Annotated in this window: 12 protein-coding genes and 2 tRNA genes; 2 read left to right on the top strand and 12 right to left on the bottom strand. The window is 66.7% G+C overall.

Going from position 1 to position 17,140, the window contains the following annotated elements; translation table 11 throughout:
- The 4 genes from ileS to FFF93_RS09735 all read right to left on the bottom strand — a co-directional run bounded on the left by ileS (position 1) and on the right by FFF93_RS09735 (position 6,139).
- Positions 1 to 3,348, bottom strand: a complete 3,348-nt coding sequence (ileS, locus tag FFF93_RS09720; protein WP_138769091.1) for an isoleucine--tRNA ligase — start codon at positions 3,346 to 3,348, stop codon at positions 1 to 3.
- Positions 3,349 to 3,711: 363 nt separating this feature from the next.
- Positions 3,712 to 4,812, bottom strand: a complete 1,101-nt coding sequence (locus FFF93_RS09725) for a glycerophosphodiester phosphodiesterase family protein (protein WP_138769090.1) — start codon at positions 4,810 to 4,812, stop codon at positions 3,712 to 3,714.
- 161 nt (positions 4,813 to 4,973) lie between these two features.
- A complete protein-coding gene (locus FFF93_RS09730) occupies positions 4,974 to 5,762 on the bottom strand; it encodes an SDR family oxidoreductase (RefSeq protein ID WP_138769089.1) in 789 nt (262 codons plus the stop codon).
- A 17-nt stretch (positions 5,763 to 5,779) separates the two neighbouring features.
- Positions 5,780 to 6,139 (bottom strand): DUF488 domain-containing protein, encoded by a 360-nt coding sequence (locus FFF93_RS09735; RefSeq protein WP_138769088.1) that lies wholly within the window; start codon positions 6,137 to 6,139, stop codon positions 5,780 to 5,782.
- Positions 6,140 to 6,222: 83 nt separating this feature from the next.
- Here FFF93_RS09735 and valS point away from each other — a divergent pair, with 83 nt between their 5' ends.
- Complete coding sequence (valS, locus tag FFF93_RS09740; RefSeq protein WP_138769087.1) at positions 6,223 to 8,841, top strand: valine--tRNA ligase; 2,619 nt, start codon at positions 6,223 to 6,225, stop codon at positions 8,839 to 8,841.
- 115 nt (positions 8,842 to 8,956) lie between these two features.
- Here valS and FFF93_RS09745 read toward each other — a convergent pair whose 3' ends face one another.
- From FFF93_RS09745 to FFF93_RS09780, 8 genes are all read right to left on the bottom strand, one after another.
- On the bottom strand, positions 8,957 to 9,250 hold the full coding sequence (locus tag FFF93_RS09745; RefSeq protein WP_138769086.1) for a putative quinol monooxygenase: 294 nt from the start codon (positions 9,248 to 9,250) through the stop codon (positions 8,957 to 8,959).
- A gap of 118 nt (positions 9,251 to 9,368) precedes the next feature.
- Complete coding sequence (locus FFF93_RS09750) at positions 9,369 to 11,198, bottom strand: glycoside hydrolase family 15 protein (RefSeq protein WP_138769085.1); 1,830 nt, start codon at positions 11,196 to 11,198, stop codon at positions 9,369 to 9,371.
- A gap of 338 nt (positions 11,199 to 11,536) precedes the next feature.
- Positions 11,537 to 12,154, bottom strand: a complete 618-nt coding sequence (locus FFF93_RS09755; RefSeq protein ID WP_138769084.1) for a DsbA family protein — start codon at positions 12,152 to 12,154, stop codon at positions 11,537 to 11,539.
- Between the two features lie 142 nt (positions 12,155 to 12,296).
- Entirely contained in the window at positions 12,297 to 13,577 is a 1,281-nt protein-coding gene (gene clpX, locus FFF93_RS09760; RefSeq protein WP_138769083.1) for an ATP-dependent Clp protease ATP-binding subunit ClpX, read from the bottom strand.
- Between the two features lie 219 nt (positions 13,578 to 13,796).
- Complete coding sequence (locus FFF93_RS09765) at positions 13,797 to 14,456, bottom strand: ATP-dependent Clp protease proteolytic subunit (RefSeq protein ID WP_138769082.1); 660 nt, start codon at positions 14,454 to 14,456, stop codon at positions 13,797 to 13,799.
- Positions 14,457 to 14,494: 38 nt separating this feature from the next.
- Positions 14,495 to 15,106 carry an ATP-dependent Clp protease proteolytic subunit gene (locus FFF93_RS09770; protein ID WP_138770441.1) on the bottom strand — a complete coding sequence of 204 codons (612 nt, stop codon included), beginning with the start codon at positions 15,104 to 15,106 and terminating at the stop codon, positions 14,495 to 14,497.
- Positions 15,107 to 15,352: 246 nt separating this feature from the next.
- Positions 15,353 to 16,753, bottom strand: a complete 1,401-nt coding sequence (tig, locus tag FFF93_RS09775) for a trigger factor (protein ID WP_138769081.1) — start codon at positions 16,751 to 16,753, stop codon at positions 15,353 to 15,355.
- 69 nt (positions 16,754 to 16,822) lie between these two features.
- Positions 16,823 to 16,897, bottom strand: a tRNA-Pro gene (locus FFF93_RS09780).
- A gap of 132 nt (positions 16,898 to 17,029) precedes the next feature.
- Between FFF93_RS09780 and FFF93_RS09785 the strand changes: the two genes are divergently transcribed.
- Positions 17,030 to 17,100: transfer RNA gene (locus FFF93_RS09785), tRNA-Gly, on the top strand.
- The last annotated feature ends 40 nt before the right edge of the window (positions 17,101 to 17,140 follow it).

Here is a 17,140-nt window from a genome sequence, read left to right on the forward strand (position 1 = left end):
TTATGCCCCTACTTCAACGGTTACTTTTTCGACGCTGACCTGCGGTTCCTTGACGTCGGCCGGAACAGTGCCCAGCTCCACGGTCAGGGTCTCGGTCTTGACCAGCTCGGCGTGGGCCAGCAGCGCTTCGACGGTGTCGGGCGCCGCGGTGACGGTGGTGCGGATCCGGTCGCTGACGTTGAGCCCGGCGTCCTTGCGGGCCTGCTGGATGGCGCGGACCAAGTCGCGCGCGGTGCCTTCGGCTTCCAGTTCCGGGGTGACCTCGGTGTTGAGCACCACGAAGCCGCCGCCGGGAAGGACTGCCGCTGCGCGGGAGCCCTCGCCTTCGGCTGCTTCCGCCACCACGGTTTCCAGGGTGTACTCCTGCGGCTCGAGGACGAGCCCGCCGGCGGTGACCAGCCCGGCGTCGTCCACGCTCCAGTCGCCGGACTTGGAGCCCTTGATGGCCTGCTGGACGTTCTTGCCCAGTCGCGGCCCGGCGGCGCGGGCGTTGACCACCAGCTTCTGCTCGATGCCGAACTCCTCCGGGGAGGCACTCTCGGCGTCGAGCAAGCGCACGGAGCGCAGGTTCAGTTCATCGGCGACGACGGCGGCGAAGCCCTCCAGCGCATCCGCGCCGGGCGCCACCACGGTGAGTTCCTGCAGCGGCAGGCGCACGCGGAGATTGGCGGCCTTACGCAGCGAGGAGCCGGTTGAGCAGATCTGCTGCACCCGGTCCATCGCCTCGACCAGCTCCGGGTTGGCCGGGAACAGTTCCGCGTCCGGCCAGTCGGCCAGGTGCACGGAGCGGCCGCCGGTGAGGCCGCGCCAGATCTCCTCGGACACCAGCGGCAACAGCGACGCCGCGACCCGGCAGACCGTTTCCAGCGCGGTGTAGAGCGCATCGAAGGCGTCAACGTTCTCATCGAAGAAGCGCTGGCGGCTGCGGCGGACGTACCAGTTGGTGAGCATGTCCAGGTAGCCGCGCAGTTCGTCGCAGGCTCCGGAGATGTCGTAGCTGTCCAGCTGCTCGGTCATGTTCCGGACCAGATCGCCGGTGTTGGCCATCAGGTACTGGTCCAGGGTGTCGGCGTAGCCGTCGTAGCGCAGCTTCGCGTCGTAGCCCACGCCGCCTGCGGCAGCGTTCGTGTACAGGGTGAAGAAGCTGTACACGTTCCACAGCGGCAGGATGACCTGGCGGACGCCGTCGCGGATGCCCTGCTCGGTGACCACGAGGTTGCCGCCGCGCAGGATCGGGCTGGACATGAGGAACCAGCGCATCGCGTCGGAGCCGTCGCGGTCCAGGACCTCGGAGACGTCCGGGTAGTTGCGCAGGCTCTTGGACATCTTCTGCCCGTCGGAGCCCAGCACGATGCCGTGGCTGATGACGTTGCGGAACGCCGGCCGGTCGAACAGCGCGGTGGAGAGGATGTGCAGCATGTAGAACCAGCCGCGGGTCTGGCCGATGTACTCGACGATGAAGTCCGCCGGGTTGTGGGTGTCGAACCATTCCTCGTTCTGGAACGGGTAGTGGACCTGGCCGTAGGGCATGGACCCGGAGTCGAACCACACGTCCAGCACGTCCTCGACGCGCCGCATCACGGACTGGCCTTCCTCGGGGGTGCGTGGGTCGTCCGGGTTGGGGCGGGTGAGCTCGTCGATGAACGGCCGGTGCAGGTCCACCTGGCCGGCCTTGTTTAGCGGGAGCCGGCCGAAGTCGGCTTCGATCTCGGCGAGGGAGCCGTAGACGTCGGTGCGCGGGTAGTCCGGGTCGGTGGACTGCCAGACCGGGATAGGGCTGCCCCAGTAGCGGTTCCGGCTGATGGACCAGTCGCGGGCGTTAGCGAGCCACTTGCCGAACTGACCGTCTTTGACGTTGCCCGGGATCCAGTTGATCTCCTGGTTCAGTTCGGACATGCGGTCCTTGAACTTGGTGACCTCCACATACCAGGAAGACACCGCCCGGTAGATCAGCGGGTTGCGGCAGCGCCAGCAGTGCGGGTAGGAGTGCTCGTAGCTGGCCTGGCGGACCAGGCGACCCTGCGCGCGGAGCACCTGGGTGATGGGCTTGTTGGCCTCGAAGACCTGGAGCCCGGCGATCTCGGCGAGGTCGCCGTGGCCGAACAGCGGCAGGAACTTCGCGCCCTCGTCCACGGAGAGGACCACGGGGATTCCGGCCTCTTCACAGACCTTCTGGTCGTCTTCACCGTAGGCGGGGGCCTGGTGGACGATGCCGGTGCCGTCGGTCGTGGTGACGTAGTCGGCCACGAGGAAGCGCCAGGCGTTCTCGGTGCCGTACTTCTCGGCGTCGGCGAAGTAGTCCCAGAGCGGCTCGTAGCTGAGGCCCTCGAGTTCGGTGCCGCTGTGGCGGGAGACGACGGCGGCCTCCGCGGCGGCAGCGCCCTCGGCGCCGTCGCCGTAGCCGAGGTCCTTGGCGTAGGCGCCCAGCAGGTCCGCGGCGAGCAGGAAGCTGCCGGTGACGGGTGCCTCGGCCGCGGCGGCCTTGATTCCGTTCGGGCCGGCGGGCAGCACAACGTAGCTGATGGCGGGCCCGACGGCGAGCGCCAGGTTGGTGGGCAGCGTCCAGGGCGTGGTGGTCCAGGCGAGCGCCTGCACCCCGGCGAGCTGCTTGGAGAGCTCCGACTCCCCCGCCGTGATGGGGAACGTCACCGTGACCGTCTGGTCCTGGCGGTTCTTGTAGACGTCGTCGTCCATCCGCAGTTCATGGTTGGACAGCGGCGTCTCGTCCTTCCAGCAGTACGGCAGCACCCGGTAGCCGTTGTAGGTCAGGCCCTTCTCGTGCAGCTGCTTGAAAGCCCAGAGGACGGACTCCATGTACTCGACGTTGAGCGTCTTGTAGTCGTTCTCGAAGTCCACCCAGCGCGCCTGCCGGGTGACGTAGCTCTTCCACTCGTCGGCGTACTTCATCACCGAGGCGCGGCAGGCGTCGTTGAACTTGTCGATGCCCATGGCCTCGATCTGGGTCTTGTCCGTCATGCCCAGCTGCTTCATGGCTTCGAGTTCGGCGGGCAGGCCGTGGGTGTCCCAGCCGAAGCGGCGCTCAACGCGGCGGCCGCGCTGGGTCTGGTAGCGGCCCACGAGATCCTTGGCGTAGCCGGTCAGCAGGTGGCCGTAGTGCGGCAGGCCGTTGGCGAAGGGCGGGCCGTCGTAGAAGACGAATTCGTTGCTGCCATCTTGGCCGGCATCCCGCTGGTCGATACTTGCCTGGAAGGTGCCGTCCTGGTCCCAGTACTTCAGGATGCGCTCTTCGATCTCCGGGAACTTCACGGAGGCCGACACACCGGAGGTGTGGGAACCGGAGGTGCTGCCGCCTGCGGGTGCGGCTGAGGCCTTGGGGTAATGGGTCATCTCGACATCCTGGGTTGAGCTGGTGAACAACGGAATTCATTCAGGATGCGAGGACGGCTCCTAATGTTGTTTCACCAACACCGGCACCGCGGTACCACCTCACTTACCGTCCCCGGTCCCGGCCTCCCCCTAAGAATCCAAGGGAAAGCGCTGCACCGGAGGCGGCCGCTCGTTGACTGCTGTGACGGGCTTACCCGTCCGGTTCTACCGGCCCTGGCGCGTTGTGTTGCCGCGCCTGGGCGTTCTTCCGGAAGCTCACCGGTGATGGCCGGGTCAAAGCTGATACGTCGATGTTACCGGAAGTCCCCGCGTTTCACTGCCCGGCGGACCAGCCACCGGGCAGTGAAACACGGTGCCGGCACCCTAGTGGGCAGCCTGCAACTGGAACGCCTTGGGCAGTTTCATGCCGGACTCGGCCATGACCTCGCGGAGCCGGTCCGGGTAGTCGGTGATCAGCCCATCGACCCCGTCCCCGATCAGGGCCCGCATGGTGGGCTTGTCATCGACGGTCCACGGGATGACCTGCATGCCTGCGGCGTGGGCGCGGCGGACCATGTCCGCGGTGACGTAGGGGACGTAGTCCGGGTCCGTGACCTTGCCGTTCTGCGGCGTGCCGTGGACCGGGGAGATGGCGTTGAAGTGGAGGGACGCGGCCGCAGCGACCAGGTCGCCGCCGAAGTCATCGGCGTCGATGCCGCCGAGCCACGGGGACTTCCCGGGCTGGCCGGCCTGCAGGAAGTCCTTGTTGGTCAGTGCGACGGTCGGGATCTGGGACGCCTGCTGCTGGACGAGACGCAGGGAACCCCAGTCGAAGCTCTCGATGGAGACGCGCTGCTGCATGTGCGCCTTGTTGATTTCGCGCAGGGCCACCTCAACGAACTGCTCGCGGGGGGCGGTTTCCTGCGGGGCGCCGGCTTCGACCTTGGTCTCGATATTGAACCGCACCTGGCTGGCGTGGTGGGCGTCCGTCATGGCGAACACCTCGGCCAGGGTGGGCATCTTGGCGCCCGGGGACGCCTGCTGCCCGGGGAACTGCGGCAGGGTGAGCGAGCCGCAGTCCAGGCTGCGGACCTGGTCGAAGGTGAGGTCCTTGATGTACTTGCCCACGTACGGGAACTGCGGGTCATTCGGAGTGACCGGTGCCGTGTCCAGGCATTTCTGGCCGCTGATCTTGCGGTCGTGGGTGATGACTTCGCGGCCGTCCTTGGTGATCTGGAGGTCCAGTTCCAGGGTGGTGACGCCGGTCTCGATCCCCTTGGCGAAGGACGCCAGGGTCGATTCGACGGTCAGGCCGATGCCGCCGCGGTGGGCTTCAAGGTCGAAGTGGTTGTCGCCGCCAGCCGCGGAGGTGCCGCCGGCGTTGGTGTCGGCGGCCTGGGCCGGGACGGCGGAGGTGAGGAGCAGTGCCGCTCCGAGTATGGCGGCACTGACAATCGAAGAACCGGGCTTCGTCGGGTTTCGCATGGGAAAAGGATCTCCACTCTGGTGGTGTGCAGTTGCACCAGCCACCGTGCCTTCCCCCGGCGAACTCCCGGCCACCCCGTCCCGGCCCCCGGGCGACGCGGCGGTGAACGTCCGGGGCCGACGGCACAACGCCCGGCCCGGCCCCGGCGCGGCCGGCCCGGCTAGCCCTTGCGGATCACCTTGAAGTTCGACGCCTGCGCCACCGGGCGGATCACGATCTGGTCCAGGTTGACGTGGTGCGGCGCGGTGACTGCGAAGCGGACGACGTCGGCGACGTCACCGGCCGTGAGCGGCTTCTCCACGCCGGCGTAGACCTTCTCCGCGGCGCCCGCGTCGCCGAGTCGGTTCAGGGAGAACTCCTCGGTCTGGACCATGCCGGGGGCCACCTCGATAACCCGGAGGTTGTGTTCGGCCTCTTCCAGCCGAAGCGCCCCGGTAAGGGCGTGCTGGGCGAACTTCGCGGCGTTGTAACCGCCGCCGCCCTCATAGGCGGACAGGCCCGCCGTCGAGGTCAGGTTCAGGACGGTGCCCTCGCCGCAGGCCCGCAGCATCGGCAGGAACGCGCGGGTGAGCTTCATGGTCCCGAGCACGTTGACCTCGTACATCCAGGCCCAGTCCTCGGTCTTGGCGTCGGCCACCTTGTCGGCACCGCGGGCGCCGCCGGCGACGTTGATGAGGGTGTCGATGCCCCCGGCACGGGTCACCTCGTCCACCAGCCGTGCGACGTCGGCGTCGTCGGTCACGTCGGCGGGGAGGGCGACGGCGCCGGTCGCGTCGGCGAGTGCCTCCAGCCGGTCGGCGCGGCGGGCGACGGCGAAGACGGTCCAGCCTTCCTGCCGGAGTGCGCGAACCGTGGCCTCACCGATGCCGGTGCTCGCCCCGGTGACCACTGCTGATTTGGCTGCTGATGCTGTATTTGCAGTTCCTGCGATGTCGGTTTCCTCAGTCATGGCACCAGCCTAGCGTTTTAGCGCTGCAGGAATTCCAGCAGCACGCGGGCGTGGTTGGTCTCCGGATCCCGGGCACCAAAGAGCAGGGTCACCTTCGTATGCTGGCCAGCCAGCTCCCGCAGGGTGCCCACGGCGGGGTTTGTTTCGAGCTCGGCCTCGTACGCGGCGCGGAAGTCCGCGAAGCGTTCCTGCATGTGGGCGAATTCGGTCCGCAGCGGCGGCGAGGGCGCTACTTCCTTGAGCCAGAGCTCCAGCTGCGCGCGTTCCTTGCTGACGCCGCGCGGCCAGAGCCGGTCCACCAGGACCCGGCAGCCGTCGTCGTCGGCGGGTTCGTCGTAGATGCGCTTGATCGCAAAACGTCCGGTGTTTTCCTTCATAGTGGTGCACGTTATTGCAGTTAGATTCGCGAAACTAGCGCAGCGCGGTGAAACGAAGTGTAAAGAACTGCAAGAATTGACCCATGGCTGAAGACACGCAGGGTACAGACACGCCCACCACCGCCCCCATCAACGTTCCGGACAAGCCCGCCCTGGAGGGGCTCGAAAGCGCCCTCACCCGGCGCTGGCTTGACGAAGGGACCTACAAGTTCAACCGGGACACCACCCGGGAGCAGGTCTACTCGATCGACACTCCCCCGCCCACCGCGTCGGGGTCCCTGCACGTGGGGCACATGTTCTCCTACACCCAGACCGACGTCCTGGCCCGCTACCAGCGGATGACCGGCAAGAACGTCTTCTACCCGATGGGCTGGGACGACAACGGCCTGCCCACCGAGCGGCGCGTGCAGAACTACTACGGCGTCCGCTGCGATCCGGCCATTCCCTACGACGCCGGTTACCGGCCGCCGGCGGAGCCCGCCAAGAACCAGCGCGACTTCGACGTCGTCTCGCGCCGGAACTTCATCGAACTCTGCGAGGAACTTGCCGTCGAGGACGAGAAGGTCTTCGAGAACCTGTTCCAGACCCTGGGCCTGTCCGTTGACTGGGACCTGACCTACCGGACCATCGACGACAAGTCGCGCGCCATCTCACAGCGGGCGTTCCTGGCGAACCTGGACGCGGGCGACGCCTACATGGCGGAAGCCCCCACCCTCTGGGACGTCACGTTCCGCACCGCGGTGGCCCAGGCCGAGCTGGAGGACCGCGAGGTCGCCGGCGCCTACTACCGCTACCCGTTCTTCACCGAGGACGGCGACAAGATCTACATCGAGACCACCCGCCCCGAACTGCTGGCCGCCTGCGCCGCGCTCGTGGCCAACCCCGACGACGAGCGCTACCAGCCGCTGTTCGGCAAGAAGGTCACCTCACCCCTGTTCGGCGTCGAGGTGGAGGTCCGGGCCCACCCGCTCGCCAAGGCGGACAAGGGCTCCGGCATCGCCATGGTCTGCACCTTCGGCGACTTGACCGACGTGACCTGGTGGCGAGAACTGCAGCTCCCCACCCGCGCGATCGTGGGCCGCGACGGCCGCATCATCGGCGAAACGCCGGACTGGATCACCTCCGAGGAAGGCCGCGCCGCGTTCCAGGCAATCGCGGGCAAGACCGTCTTCAGCGCCAAGGAAGGCGTGGTGGAACTGCTCGCCGCCGCGGACCTGCTCGACGGCGAGCCCAAGAAGATCATGCACCCGGTGAACTTCTTCGAAAAGGGCGACAAGCCCCTCGAAGTTGTGACCTCGCGCCAGTGGTACATCCGCAACGGCGGCCGGGACGAGGAGCGCCGTGAGCGCCTGATCGGCCGCGGCAACGAGATCGAATTCCACCCGTCCTTTATGCGCTCGCGCTACGAGAACTGGATCACCGGCCTGAACGGCGACTGGCTGGTCTCGCGCCAGCGCTTCTTCGGCGTGCCGGTGCCGGTCTGGTACCCGCTCGACGCCGACGGCAACCCGGACTACGACGCGCCGGTCGTCCCCTCCGACGCCCAGCTCCCGGTGGACCCCGCCGCGGACGCGGCCCCCGGCTACGAAGAAGCCCAGCGCGATGTGCCGGGCGGCTTCACCGGCGACGCGGACGTCCTGGACACCTGGGCCACCTCCTCGCTGACCCCGCAGATCGTGGGCGGCTGGAGCACGGACGAGGCGCTCTTCGCCAAGGTCTTCCCGTTCGACGTGCGCCCGCAGGCCCACGACATCATCCGGACCTGGCTGTTCTCCACCGCCGTCCGCGCCGATGCCCTGCAGGACGTCGCACCGTGGAAGCACGCCGCGATCTCCGGCTGGATCCTCGACCCGGACCGGAAGAAGATGTCCAAGTCCAAGGGCAACGTGATCGTGCCGACCGACGTCCTCAACGAATACGGCTCGGACGCCGTCCGCTACTGGGCGGCCTCGGCCAAACTCGGCGCGGACACCGCCTACGAGATCGCGCAGATGAAAATCGGCCGCCGCCTGGCCATCAAGCTGCTCAACGCCTCCAAGTTCGTGCTGAACCTGGGCGCCACCGAGAACTCGGTGGTCTCCTCAGACGTCTCGGTGCTGAGCAACCCCTTGGACCGCGCCGTGCTGGCGCAGCTCTCCGAGGTGGTCCGGCAGGCCACCAAGGCGTTCGAGAACTACGACTACGCCCGGGCCCTGCAGATCACCGAGAGCTTCTTCTGGCACTTCACCGACGACTATGTGGAGCTGATCAAGGACCGCGCCTACGGTGCCGCCGGCGAGGCAGAGCAGGCGTCCGTGCTGGCCGCGCTGGCCACGAGCCTGGACACCCTGCTGCGGCTCTTTGCGCCGTTCCTGCCGTTCGCCACCGAGGAAGTCTGGGGCTGGTGGCGGACCGGCTCGGTGCACCGGGCGCAGTGGCCCGCCGCCGTGGAGATCGACGGCGACACCACCCTGCTCGCCACGGTCGGGGCGGCGCTGGGGGGCATCCGCAAGGCCAAATCCGAGGCGAAGGTCAAGCAGCGCACCGAGGTGCTGTCCGCGACCATCACGGCGTCGGAGTCCCTGACCACCCAGCTGAAGGCCGGCCTGGGCGACCTCAAGGCCGCGGCCAACGCCCGCGAACTGGCCCTGGTGGCCGGCGAGGGTGAACTGACGGTGAGCGACGTCGTGCTGGCCCCCGCCGAGGAGCCGGGCCAGGCGTAACGCCCGGCAACGCAACAACCATGAACAGGGCCCTCCGGCCGGCTCAGGCCGGGCGGAGGGCCCTCTTCTGTTCTGTGTCTTCTGTTCTGTGTCTTCTGTTCTGTGTCTTCCGGGCTCAGCTCCCGAAGGAAGTCTCAAAGTGCGTCAGGACCGGCGGAGCGGCCAGGAGGTCTCCCAGCCCGCTTGCTCCGTCGCCAGCCCGCCAGGCGCGGTAGGCGGAGTCGTGCTCCAGGGACGCCCACTTTTCCACGACAAGGATGTGCGCCGGGTCCGCGCTGTCGACCAGCACATCGACGCCGAGGCACCCGTCGAACGCCCGTGTGTCGGCGAGAATGTCGCGGAGCACGGCCGGCGCCGTGGGCAGGGATTCCGTTTTGAGGGTCAGGTCAAGGTGGGCTGTAATGGGCATGGCGCTCCAAGGGTCGCGTGGCGGGGCGGGCACCCGGACGGTGCCCCTGTCATTCGAGGCAACCTCGGCGACACCGCGCTTGTTCCTTCGACGTCGTTCCGCCGGCCTTCGTCTGCCGCTAGATACCTGTTTCCCCGTGCCGCCGTTCCGCTTCGTTGATGGCCCAGGCCGCGTTGACGAGTCCAATGTGGCTGAACGCCTGCGGGAAGTTGCCCAGCAGTTCCCGGCTGTCCGGAGCCACCTCTTCGGCCATCAGTCCCAGGCTGGTGGCAAATCCGGCCGCTCGTTCGAAGACCGCTTTGGCCCGGTCCGTCAGCCCGGCGAGGGCCAGGGCGTGGGCGAGCCAGAACGTGCAGAGCAGGAAGGCCCCCTCCTCGCCCGGCAACCCGTCGTCGCCGTGGTAGCGGTACACCAGGCCGCGGCCGTCGGTCAGCCGATGCTCGACGGCTTCGATGGTGGCGAGGAACCGCGGGTCGTCCGGCGCCAGGAATCCCACGATCCCGAGCATCAGGGCCGAAGCGTCGAGCTGCTCGCCGCCGTAGGCCTGGGTGTAGGCTCCCGCGGCGTCGCTCCAGCCGTTCGCTCGGATGGACTCGGCAATCAGCTCCCGGGCGTCCCTCCAGCGCGGCACCCGGTCCGTGGCCTGCAGTATCCCGGCCAGGGCGATGGCCCGGTCCACGGCGACCCAGCACATCAGCTTGGAATACAGGTAGTGCCGCGGTTCGCCGCGGACTTCCCAGATCCCTTGGTCGCGCTCCCGCCAGCGGGCGACGGCGGCGTCCGCCGCGTCCGCCAGGAAGCGCAGGGTTTCCGGGGCCAGGCCGTCAAGGAATTCCGGCATGGTCGCGGCAGCATCCAGCAACTCGCCGTAGACGTCCAATTGCCGCTGGTCCCAGGCTCCGTTGCCGACGCGCACCGGCGAACTCCCCCGCCAGCCGGGAAGGTGGTCCAGGACCCGCTCGGGAAGGTCACGCTCACCGCCGATACCGTACATGATTTGCAGTTCCTCGCCCCGGGCCAACTGGCGGGCAGCGGCCGTCGCGAGGAACTGGAAGAACTTTCCCGCCTCATCCGGGCAGGCCGCCACCCACAGCGCCTGCAGGGTCATGCTGGCGTCCCGGACCCAGGTGTAGCGGTAGTCCCAGTTGCGGGTGCCGCCAGCTACCTCGGGCAGGGAGGTGGTCGGCGCGGCAACGATCGCGCCGGACGGATAGTAGCTGAGGGCCTGCAGCACCCGGCCGCTGCCGGCCACGAGCTCCTGCCAGGGGCCGCGGTAGCCCTGGTGGATCCCGGACCAGCTGCTCCAGCCCTCGAGGGTGTCACCGAGCCGGTGCGCCATCTCCTGCTGGTCCCAGAACCCGGGCTCCTCCACCGCCGCGTGCTGGCGGTGCAGGGCGAGGCCGAGGCTGTCGCCGGCGCGAAGGCGCAGGACGGCGTGCGCGGTGCCGCCGTCGAGCGTGAACGGCCCGGGCGCGGACAGCGCCAGTTGTTCGGTTCCGGCCCGGATCAGCAGTCCGCCGTCCACGGCCTGCAGCACCGGGCGGAGCAGCCCGTACTCCGGCCGCGGCGCGAAGCTGACCGCCACGTCAACGCTCCCCTCGGTGCAGGAGAGCCAGCGGAGCAGCGTGCCCGGGGCGCCCTGGCCGAGGTCGTGCCCGCGCCGTCCGGAGCCAAGGACCAGTGCGTCGCTGACGGCGAGCCGGCCGTGGGCGGTGGTGTGGAGCGACTCCAGGACCATGGACGGGCCCAGGTACCGCCGGGTGGTCGTGTACTCGCCGGCGGGCCGGATGGACCAGTGGCCGGCGTCCTCGCCCAGCAGCCGGCCGAAGACCGAGGGACTGTCGAAGCGCGGGAAACAGAGCCAGTCCACGGAACCGGCGGCGCTTACCAGGGCGGCGGACCAGCAGTCGGACAGCAGCGCGTAGTCCGCGATGGGCTCAGTGCTCATGGCACCAATCTGAGGCGATTTTTGGGCAAAGGGGAAGCCCCATCAGCTTTTTGCGGTTGGTGGGGCTTCGACTTTTCGATTACCACGTGACGTCTTAGGTAATCTGGCGGGATCCTTGGAATTTCAGGTCTTCCTACCTCGTCACTGGTAGCCATCATCTGACTTTGCCGAAGGCTGCGTCGGATGAGTGTCACTGAATCTTTGGTTCCTGCGTCCCGCTTCTTTCGAAGTGGGTAAGTTCTATTGTTCTCCCGCTCTTCCGGATGCACAAGGGCCCCGGGTGAACTACAACTGGGTAGTTCACCCGGGGCCCTTTGCGTACCGTCCGGGGCCGGGGCCTAGCTGAAGACAGGGCTCTCGGTGCGGCTTCGCTTGAGCTCGAAGAAGTACGGGAACGAGGCCAGCGTCACGGTGGCGTCCCAGAGCTTGCCGGCATCTTCGCCGCGCGGGATGCGGGTCAGGACGGGACCGAAGAAGGCGGTGCCGTTGAAGGCGACGACCGGGGTTCCGACGTCCTGGCCGACCAGCGAGATGCCGGCCTCGTGGCTGGAGCGGAGCTGGGCGTCGAACTCCTCGGACTGCCCGGCGGCCGCGAGCTCGGCCGGCAGGCCCACCTCGGCCAGCGACTTGGCGATGACCTCGGAGATGTCCTTGTTGCCTTCGTTGTGGATCTTGGTGCCCATGGCGTCGTAGAGCGGCTTGATGTACTCCGCGCCGTGCTTTTCCGCGGCGGCGATGATGACCCGGACCGGGGCCCAGGCCTTGACGAGGAACTCCCTGTACTCGGCGGGGAGCTCGTCGCGGCCCTCGTTCAGGACCGCCAGGCTCATCACGTGCCACTCAGTCTTGATGTCCCGGACATCTTCCACCTCGGAGATCCAGCGCGAGGTCACCCAGGCGAAGGGGCACATCGGGTCGAACCAGAAGTCTGCTTTGTTCGTCAACGTTTCGGGCACAGGGTTCTCCTTTGGAAGTCAAACGGCGAGCTCGCACCGCGTCCTGCCCGCGGCTGTGGCCACGGACGGCACGGTGCAACGGTTAGGCATAGCGACGCTGTCAGCGGATTTATTCCGGCGTCGGTGCGGACGCCCGTTACCGTCAGGCGGACTTACGGCGCTTGACGTCGTGGGCGATCATGGTGGGCGCGGCCTTCTTGGCCACCACGTCCTCGGTGATGACCACGCTGGCGACGTCGTCGCGGCTTGGCAGGTCGAACATCACCGGCAGCAGGACTTCCTCCATGATGGCGCGGAGGCCGCGGGCGCCGGTACCGCGTTCAAGGGCCTGGTCGGCGATCAGGTCCAGGGCCTCGTCCTCGAAGACCAGCTCGACGCCGTCGAGCTGGAACATCTTCTGGTACTGCTTCACGAGGGCGTTCTTGGGCGTAGAGAGGATCTGGATCAGCGCCGGCCGGTCCAGGTTTGAGACCGTGGTGATGACCGGCAGCCGGCCGATGAATTCGGGGATCAGGCCGAACTTCAGCAGGTCCTCGGGCATGACCTCGCCGTAGGAGTCCGCGTTGTTCTTGACCTCGTTCAGCGGGGCGCCGAAGCCGATGCCCTTGCGGCCGGAACGCGAACCGATGATTTCCTCCAGACCGGCGAAGGCGCCGGCGACGATGAAGAGGACGTTCGTGGTGTCGATCTGGATGAATTCCTGGTGCGGGTGCTTGCGTCCGCCCTGCGGCGGAACCGAGGCGACCGTGCCCTCGAGGATCTTCAGCAGTGCCTGCTGCACACCCTCGCCGGAGACGTCCCGGGTGATAGAGGGGTTCTCGCTCTTGCGCGAAATCTTGTCGATTTCGTCGATGTAGATGATGCCCTGTTCGGCCTTTTTGACGTCGTAGTCGGCGGCCTGGATGAGCTTGAGCAGGATGTTCTCGACGTCCTCGCCCACGTAACCGGCTTCGGTCAGGGCCGTGGCGTCGGCGACGGCGAACGGGACGTTCAGGCGCCGGGCGAGGGTCTGGGCCAGGTAAGTCTTGCCGCAGCCCGTGGGTCCGATCAGCAGGATGTTGGACTTGGCGATCTCGACGTCGTCGTGGTGGCCGCCCTCGGCCAGGGCGCCGCTCTTGGGAGCGTGGCCGGCCTGGATCCGCTTGTAGTGGTTGTAGACGGCGACGGCGAGGGACCGCTTGGCGGGCTCCTGGCCGATCACGTATTCCTGCAGGAAGTCGAAAATTTCGCGGGGCTTGGGCAGCTCAAAGCTTCCCAGGTCAGCTACTTCGGCGAGTTCTTCTTCAATGATCTCGTTGCAGAGTTCAATGCACTCGTCGCAGATGTAGACGCCGGGCCCGGCAATGAGCTTGCGGACCTGCTTCTGGCTCTTTCCGCAGAAAGAACACTTCAGCAGATCGGTGCTCTCGCCAATCCGAGCCATATGGGAACCCCTTAGTATCTTGCTGCCGGCTGGGTCGTGCTCCTGTGCAGCGCTGCATCCGTTACTGGATCACGGACGTTCCTCGCGGGACGTAAGACCGTGACATCTTCCACTCTAGGTCACTTTGGCCCTGATGGGTGGAAAGAAGACGCCGGTGCGGCCCATTTCTCCTGAGCTGCACCGGCGTCGTGTGGCAGTCGTGGTGCGACTGCCGATGTACTACTTCGTGATGGCCTGCGGCTTGATCTTGCGGGAATCGAGCACCTGGTCGATCAGCCCGTAGGTCATGGCCTCGGCGGCCGTGAGGATCTTGTCGCGTTCGATGTCGTTGTTGACCTGCTCGGAGGTGCGGCCGGAGTGCTTGGCCAGCGTGTCTTCGAGCCAGGAGCGCATCCGCATGACTTCGGCGGCCTGGATCTCCAGGTCGGAGGCCTGTCCGCCCTGGCCGCCGGAGAGGGCGGGCTGGTGGATCAGCACCCGCGCGTTCGGCAGGGCCAGCCGCTTGCCCGGGGTGCCGGCGGCGAGGAGCACGGCGGCCGCGCTGGCGGCCTGGCCCAGGCAGACCGTCTGGATCTCGGGGCGGATGTACTGCATCGTGTCGTAGATCGCCGTCATGGCGGTGAACGAACCGCCGGGCGAGTTGATGTAGAGCGTGATGTCGCGGTCCGGGTCGGTGGACTCGAGCACCAGCAGCTGGGCCATCACGTCATCGGCGGAGGCGTCGTCGACCTGGACGCCCAGGAAGATGATGCGGTCCTCGAACAGTTTGGTGTAGGGGTCCTGGCGCTTGAAGCCGTAGGGGGTGCGCTCTTCAAACTGCGGCAGCACGTAGCGGCTGCTCGGCAGGTTCCCGGCAGTCGATCCGAAGTTGTAGTTCATGTTCATTGCTCCTGGAGTCGGTTCTGTCTGCGTGCCGGTTAGTTTTCGCTGCCGGCGTCGGCGTTGGTTCCGCCGCCGCCTGCCACGGACCCGGCGTGCGCCGCGATCTTGTCGAAGAAGCCGTATTCGAGGGCTTCGGTCGCCGTGAACCACTTGTCGCGGTCGTTGTCCTTGAGGATGGTCTCCACGGTCTGCCCGGTCTGCTCGGCCGTCAGTTCGGCCATGACCTTCTTCATGTGCAGGATGAGCTCGGCCTGGATCTTGATGTCCGAGGCGGTGCCGCCGATGCCGCCGGAGGGCTGGTGCATCAGGATGCGGGCGTTCGGGGTGGCGTAGCGCTTGCCCTTGGTGCCGGAGGAGAGCAGGAACTGGCCCATCGAGGCGGCAAGGCCGGTGGCGACGGTGACGACGTCGTTCGGGATGAACTGCATCGTGTCGTAGATGGCCATGCCGGCGGTGACGGAACCGCCGGGCGAGTTGATGTACAGGTAGATGTCCTTCTCGGGGTTCTCGGCCGAGAGCAGCAGCAGCTGCGAGCAGATCGCGTTGGCGTTTTCGTCGCGGACCTCGGAGCCGAGCCAGATGATGCGCTCTTTCAGCAGGCGGTTGTAAATGTAGTTATCCTGGGCCGCCGGATCGACGGTAGCCATCCGGGGTGCCCCTGCTTGCTGTGACATGTGTACTTACCTCTCGCTGGCGACGGTGACGCCACTTGACGGCATCACTGAACTTTCCTACATGGACACTAACGGTTTTCGCGGCCGCTTTGTGCGCAGGCGCAGGGCTGTTCGCTGACGGCGCACGATTGGCCGGGAGGGTTCATTGCAGGCTTAAAAAGCCGCACCCCCGGATGCGTGATCCGGGGGTGCGGGCAGGGACTGCGGGAACAGGAAGTGCTAGAACTTCACTGCTGCCGGGTCATCGTTCTTGGCGGTGGCTGCTTCCTCGGAAGCGGTCTCCTCGGAAGCGGCGTCCTCGGCGTCGGCTTCGAAGGAAGCCTCTTCGCCGCCGGGGCGGACGAAGTCGCTCAGGTCGATCTTGTTGCCCTCGGTGTCGGTGACCTCGGCCTGGCCCAGGACGACGGCGAGTGCCTTGCGGCGGCGCACCTCGGAAACCATCATGGGAACCTGGCCGCTCTGATCGATGATCTGGGCGAACTGGTTCGGGTCCATGCCGTACTGGCTGGCGGTAGTGACGATGTAGTCGATCAGCTCGTTCTGAGTGACGTTGACTTCTTCCTTTTCGGCGATGGCGTCAAGGATGATCTCGTTCTGGAAGGCGCGCTCGGTGTTGGCCTTGACCTCGGCGCGGTGCTCCTCGGTGTCGTGCTCGCCTTCACCGTGGGAGTTCTCGGCGCTGAAGTGCTGCTCGAGCTGCTCTTCGACGACGGATGCCGGAACCGGAACCTCTACGAGCTCGACGAGCTTGTCCAGGACCTTGTCGCGGGCCTCGACGCCCTGCTCGACCGTCTTGGAGTCGGCGGCCTGCTTGGCCAGGTCCTCGCGGAGCTCGGCAAGGGTGTCGAACTCGGACGCCAGCTGGGCGAAGTCGTCGTTGGCCTCGGGAAGCTCGCGCTCCTTGACGGCCTTGACGACAACCTTCACCTGTGCGGACTCGCCGGCGTGGTCACCGCCCACCAGTGTGGTGTCGAAGATGGCGTCCTCGTCGGCGCTGAGGCCGGTGACGGCTTCGTCGAGGCCTTCGAGCATGGTGCCGGCGCCAACCTGGTAGGACAGGCCGGAAGCGGAGTCGACCTCGGCGCCGTCGATCGAGGCGGTGATGTCGATGGTGAGGAAGTCACCGTCGGCGGCGGGACGGTCCACGGACTTGAGCGTGCCGAACCGGCCGCGCAGTTCGTCGAGGGCCTTGTCGACGTCGGCGTCGGACGACTCCGCGGCGGCGACCTCAACCTTGATGCCGGCGTAGTCCGGGAGTTCGATCTCGGGACGGACATCAACCTCGGCGTGGAACTTCAGTTCGCCGTCGGTGGCGGACGGGTCCGGCACCTCGGTGATTTCGACCTCGGGACGGCTCAGCGGACGGATGCCGGTTTCCTGCACGGCAGCCTGGTACCAGCCGTTGAGGCCTTCATTGATGGCCGTCTCCAAGACGTAGCCGCGGCCAACGCGCTGGTCAATGAGCTTGGAGGGGACTTTGCCCTTGCGGAACCCGGGAACCTGGATCTGGGAAGCAACAGTCTTGTATGCCTCGGCGATGCTGGGCTTCAATTCCTCAAAGGGGACCTCAACATTGAGCTTGACCCGCGTGGGGGTGAGGTTCTCGACAGCGCTCTTCACAGTCTAAGTACTCCTGGTTTGGGGGGATGGGGCTCTGCAACGCCACTTCGAAAGGCAGTTGCTGCAGAGTCGGGGTGACAGGATTTGAACCTGCGACTTCCTGCTCCCAAAGCAGGCGCTCTAGCCAAGCTGAGCTACACCCCGTAAGTGCACAGAACAGTCTACGGTCATCCTGTGGCGTTTTGCACATTTGACACTGGGGGCCTGAATTGGGTTTAGTTGTATCCGGCTTCAACAGCCGCCCGGAAGTTTTGCTGAAGTTCCAGTAAATCCCCCGGGGACGTAGCTTAATGGTAAAGCCTCAGTCTTCCAAACTGATTACGCGGGTTCGATTCCCGTCGTCCCCTCCGAAATATGACGAAGAACGGCCCCTCTCCGGAGGGGCTT

Origin of the sequence: Arthrobacter sp. KBS0702 (genome assembly GCF_005937985.2) — a bacterium.
Lineage (GTDB): Bacteria > Actinomycetota > Actinomycetes > Actinomycetales > Micrococcaceae > Arthrobacter.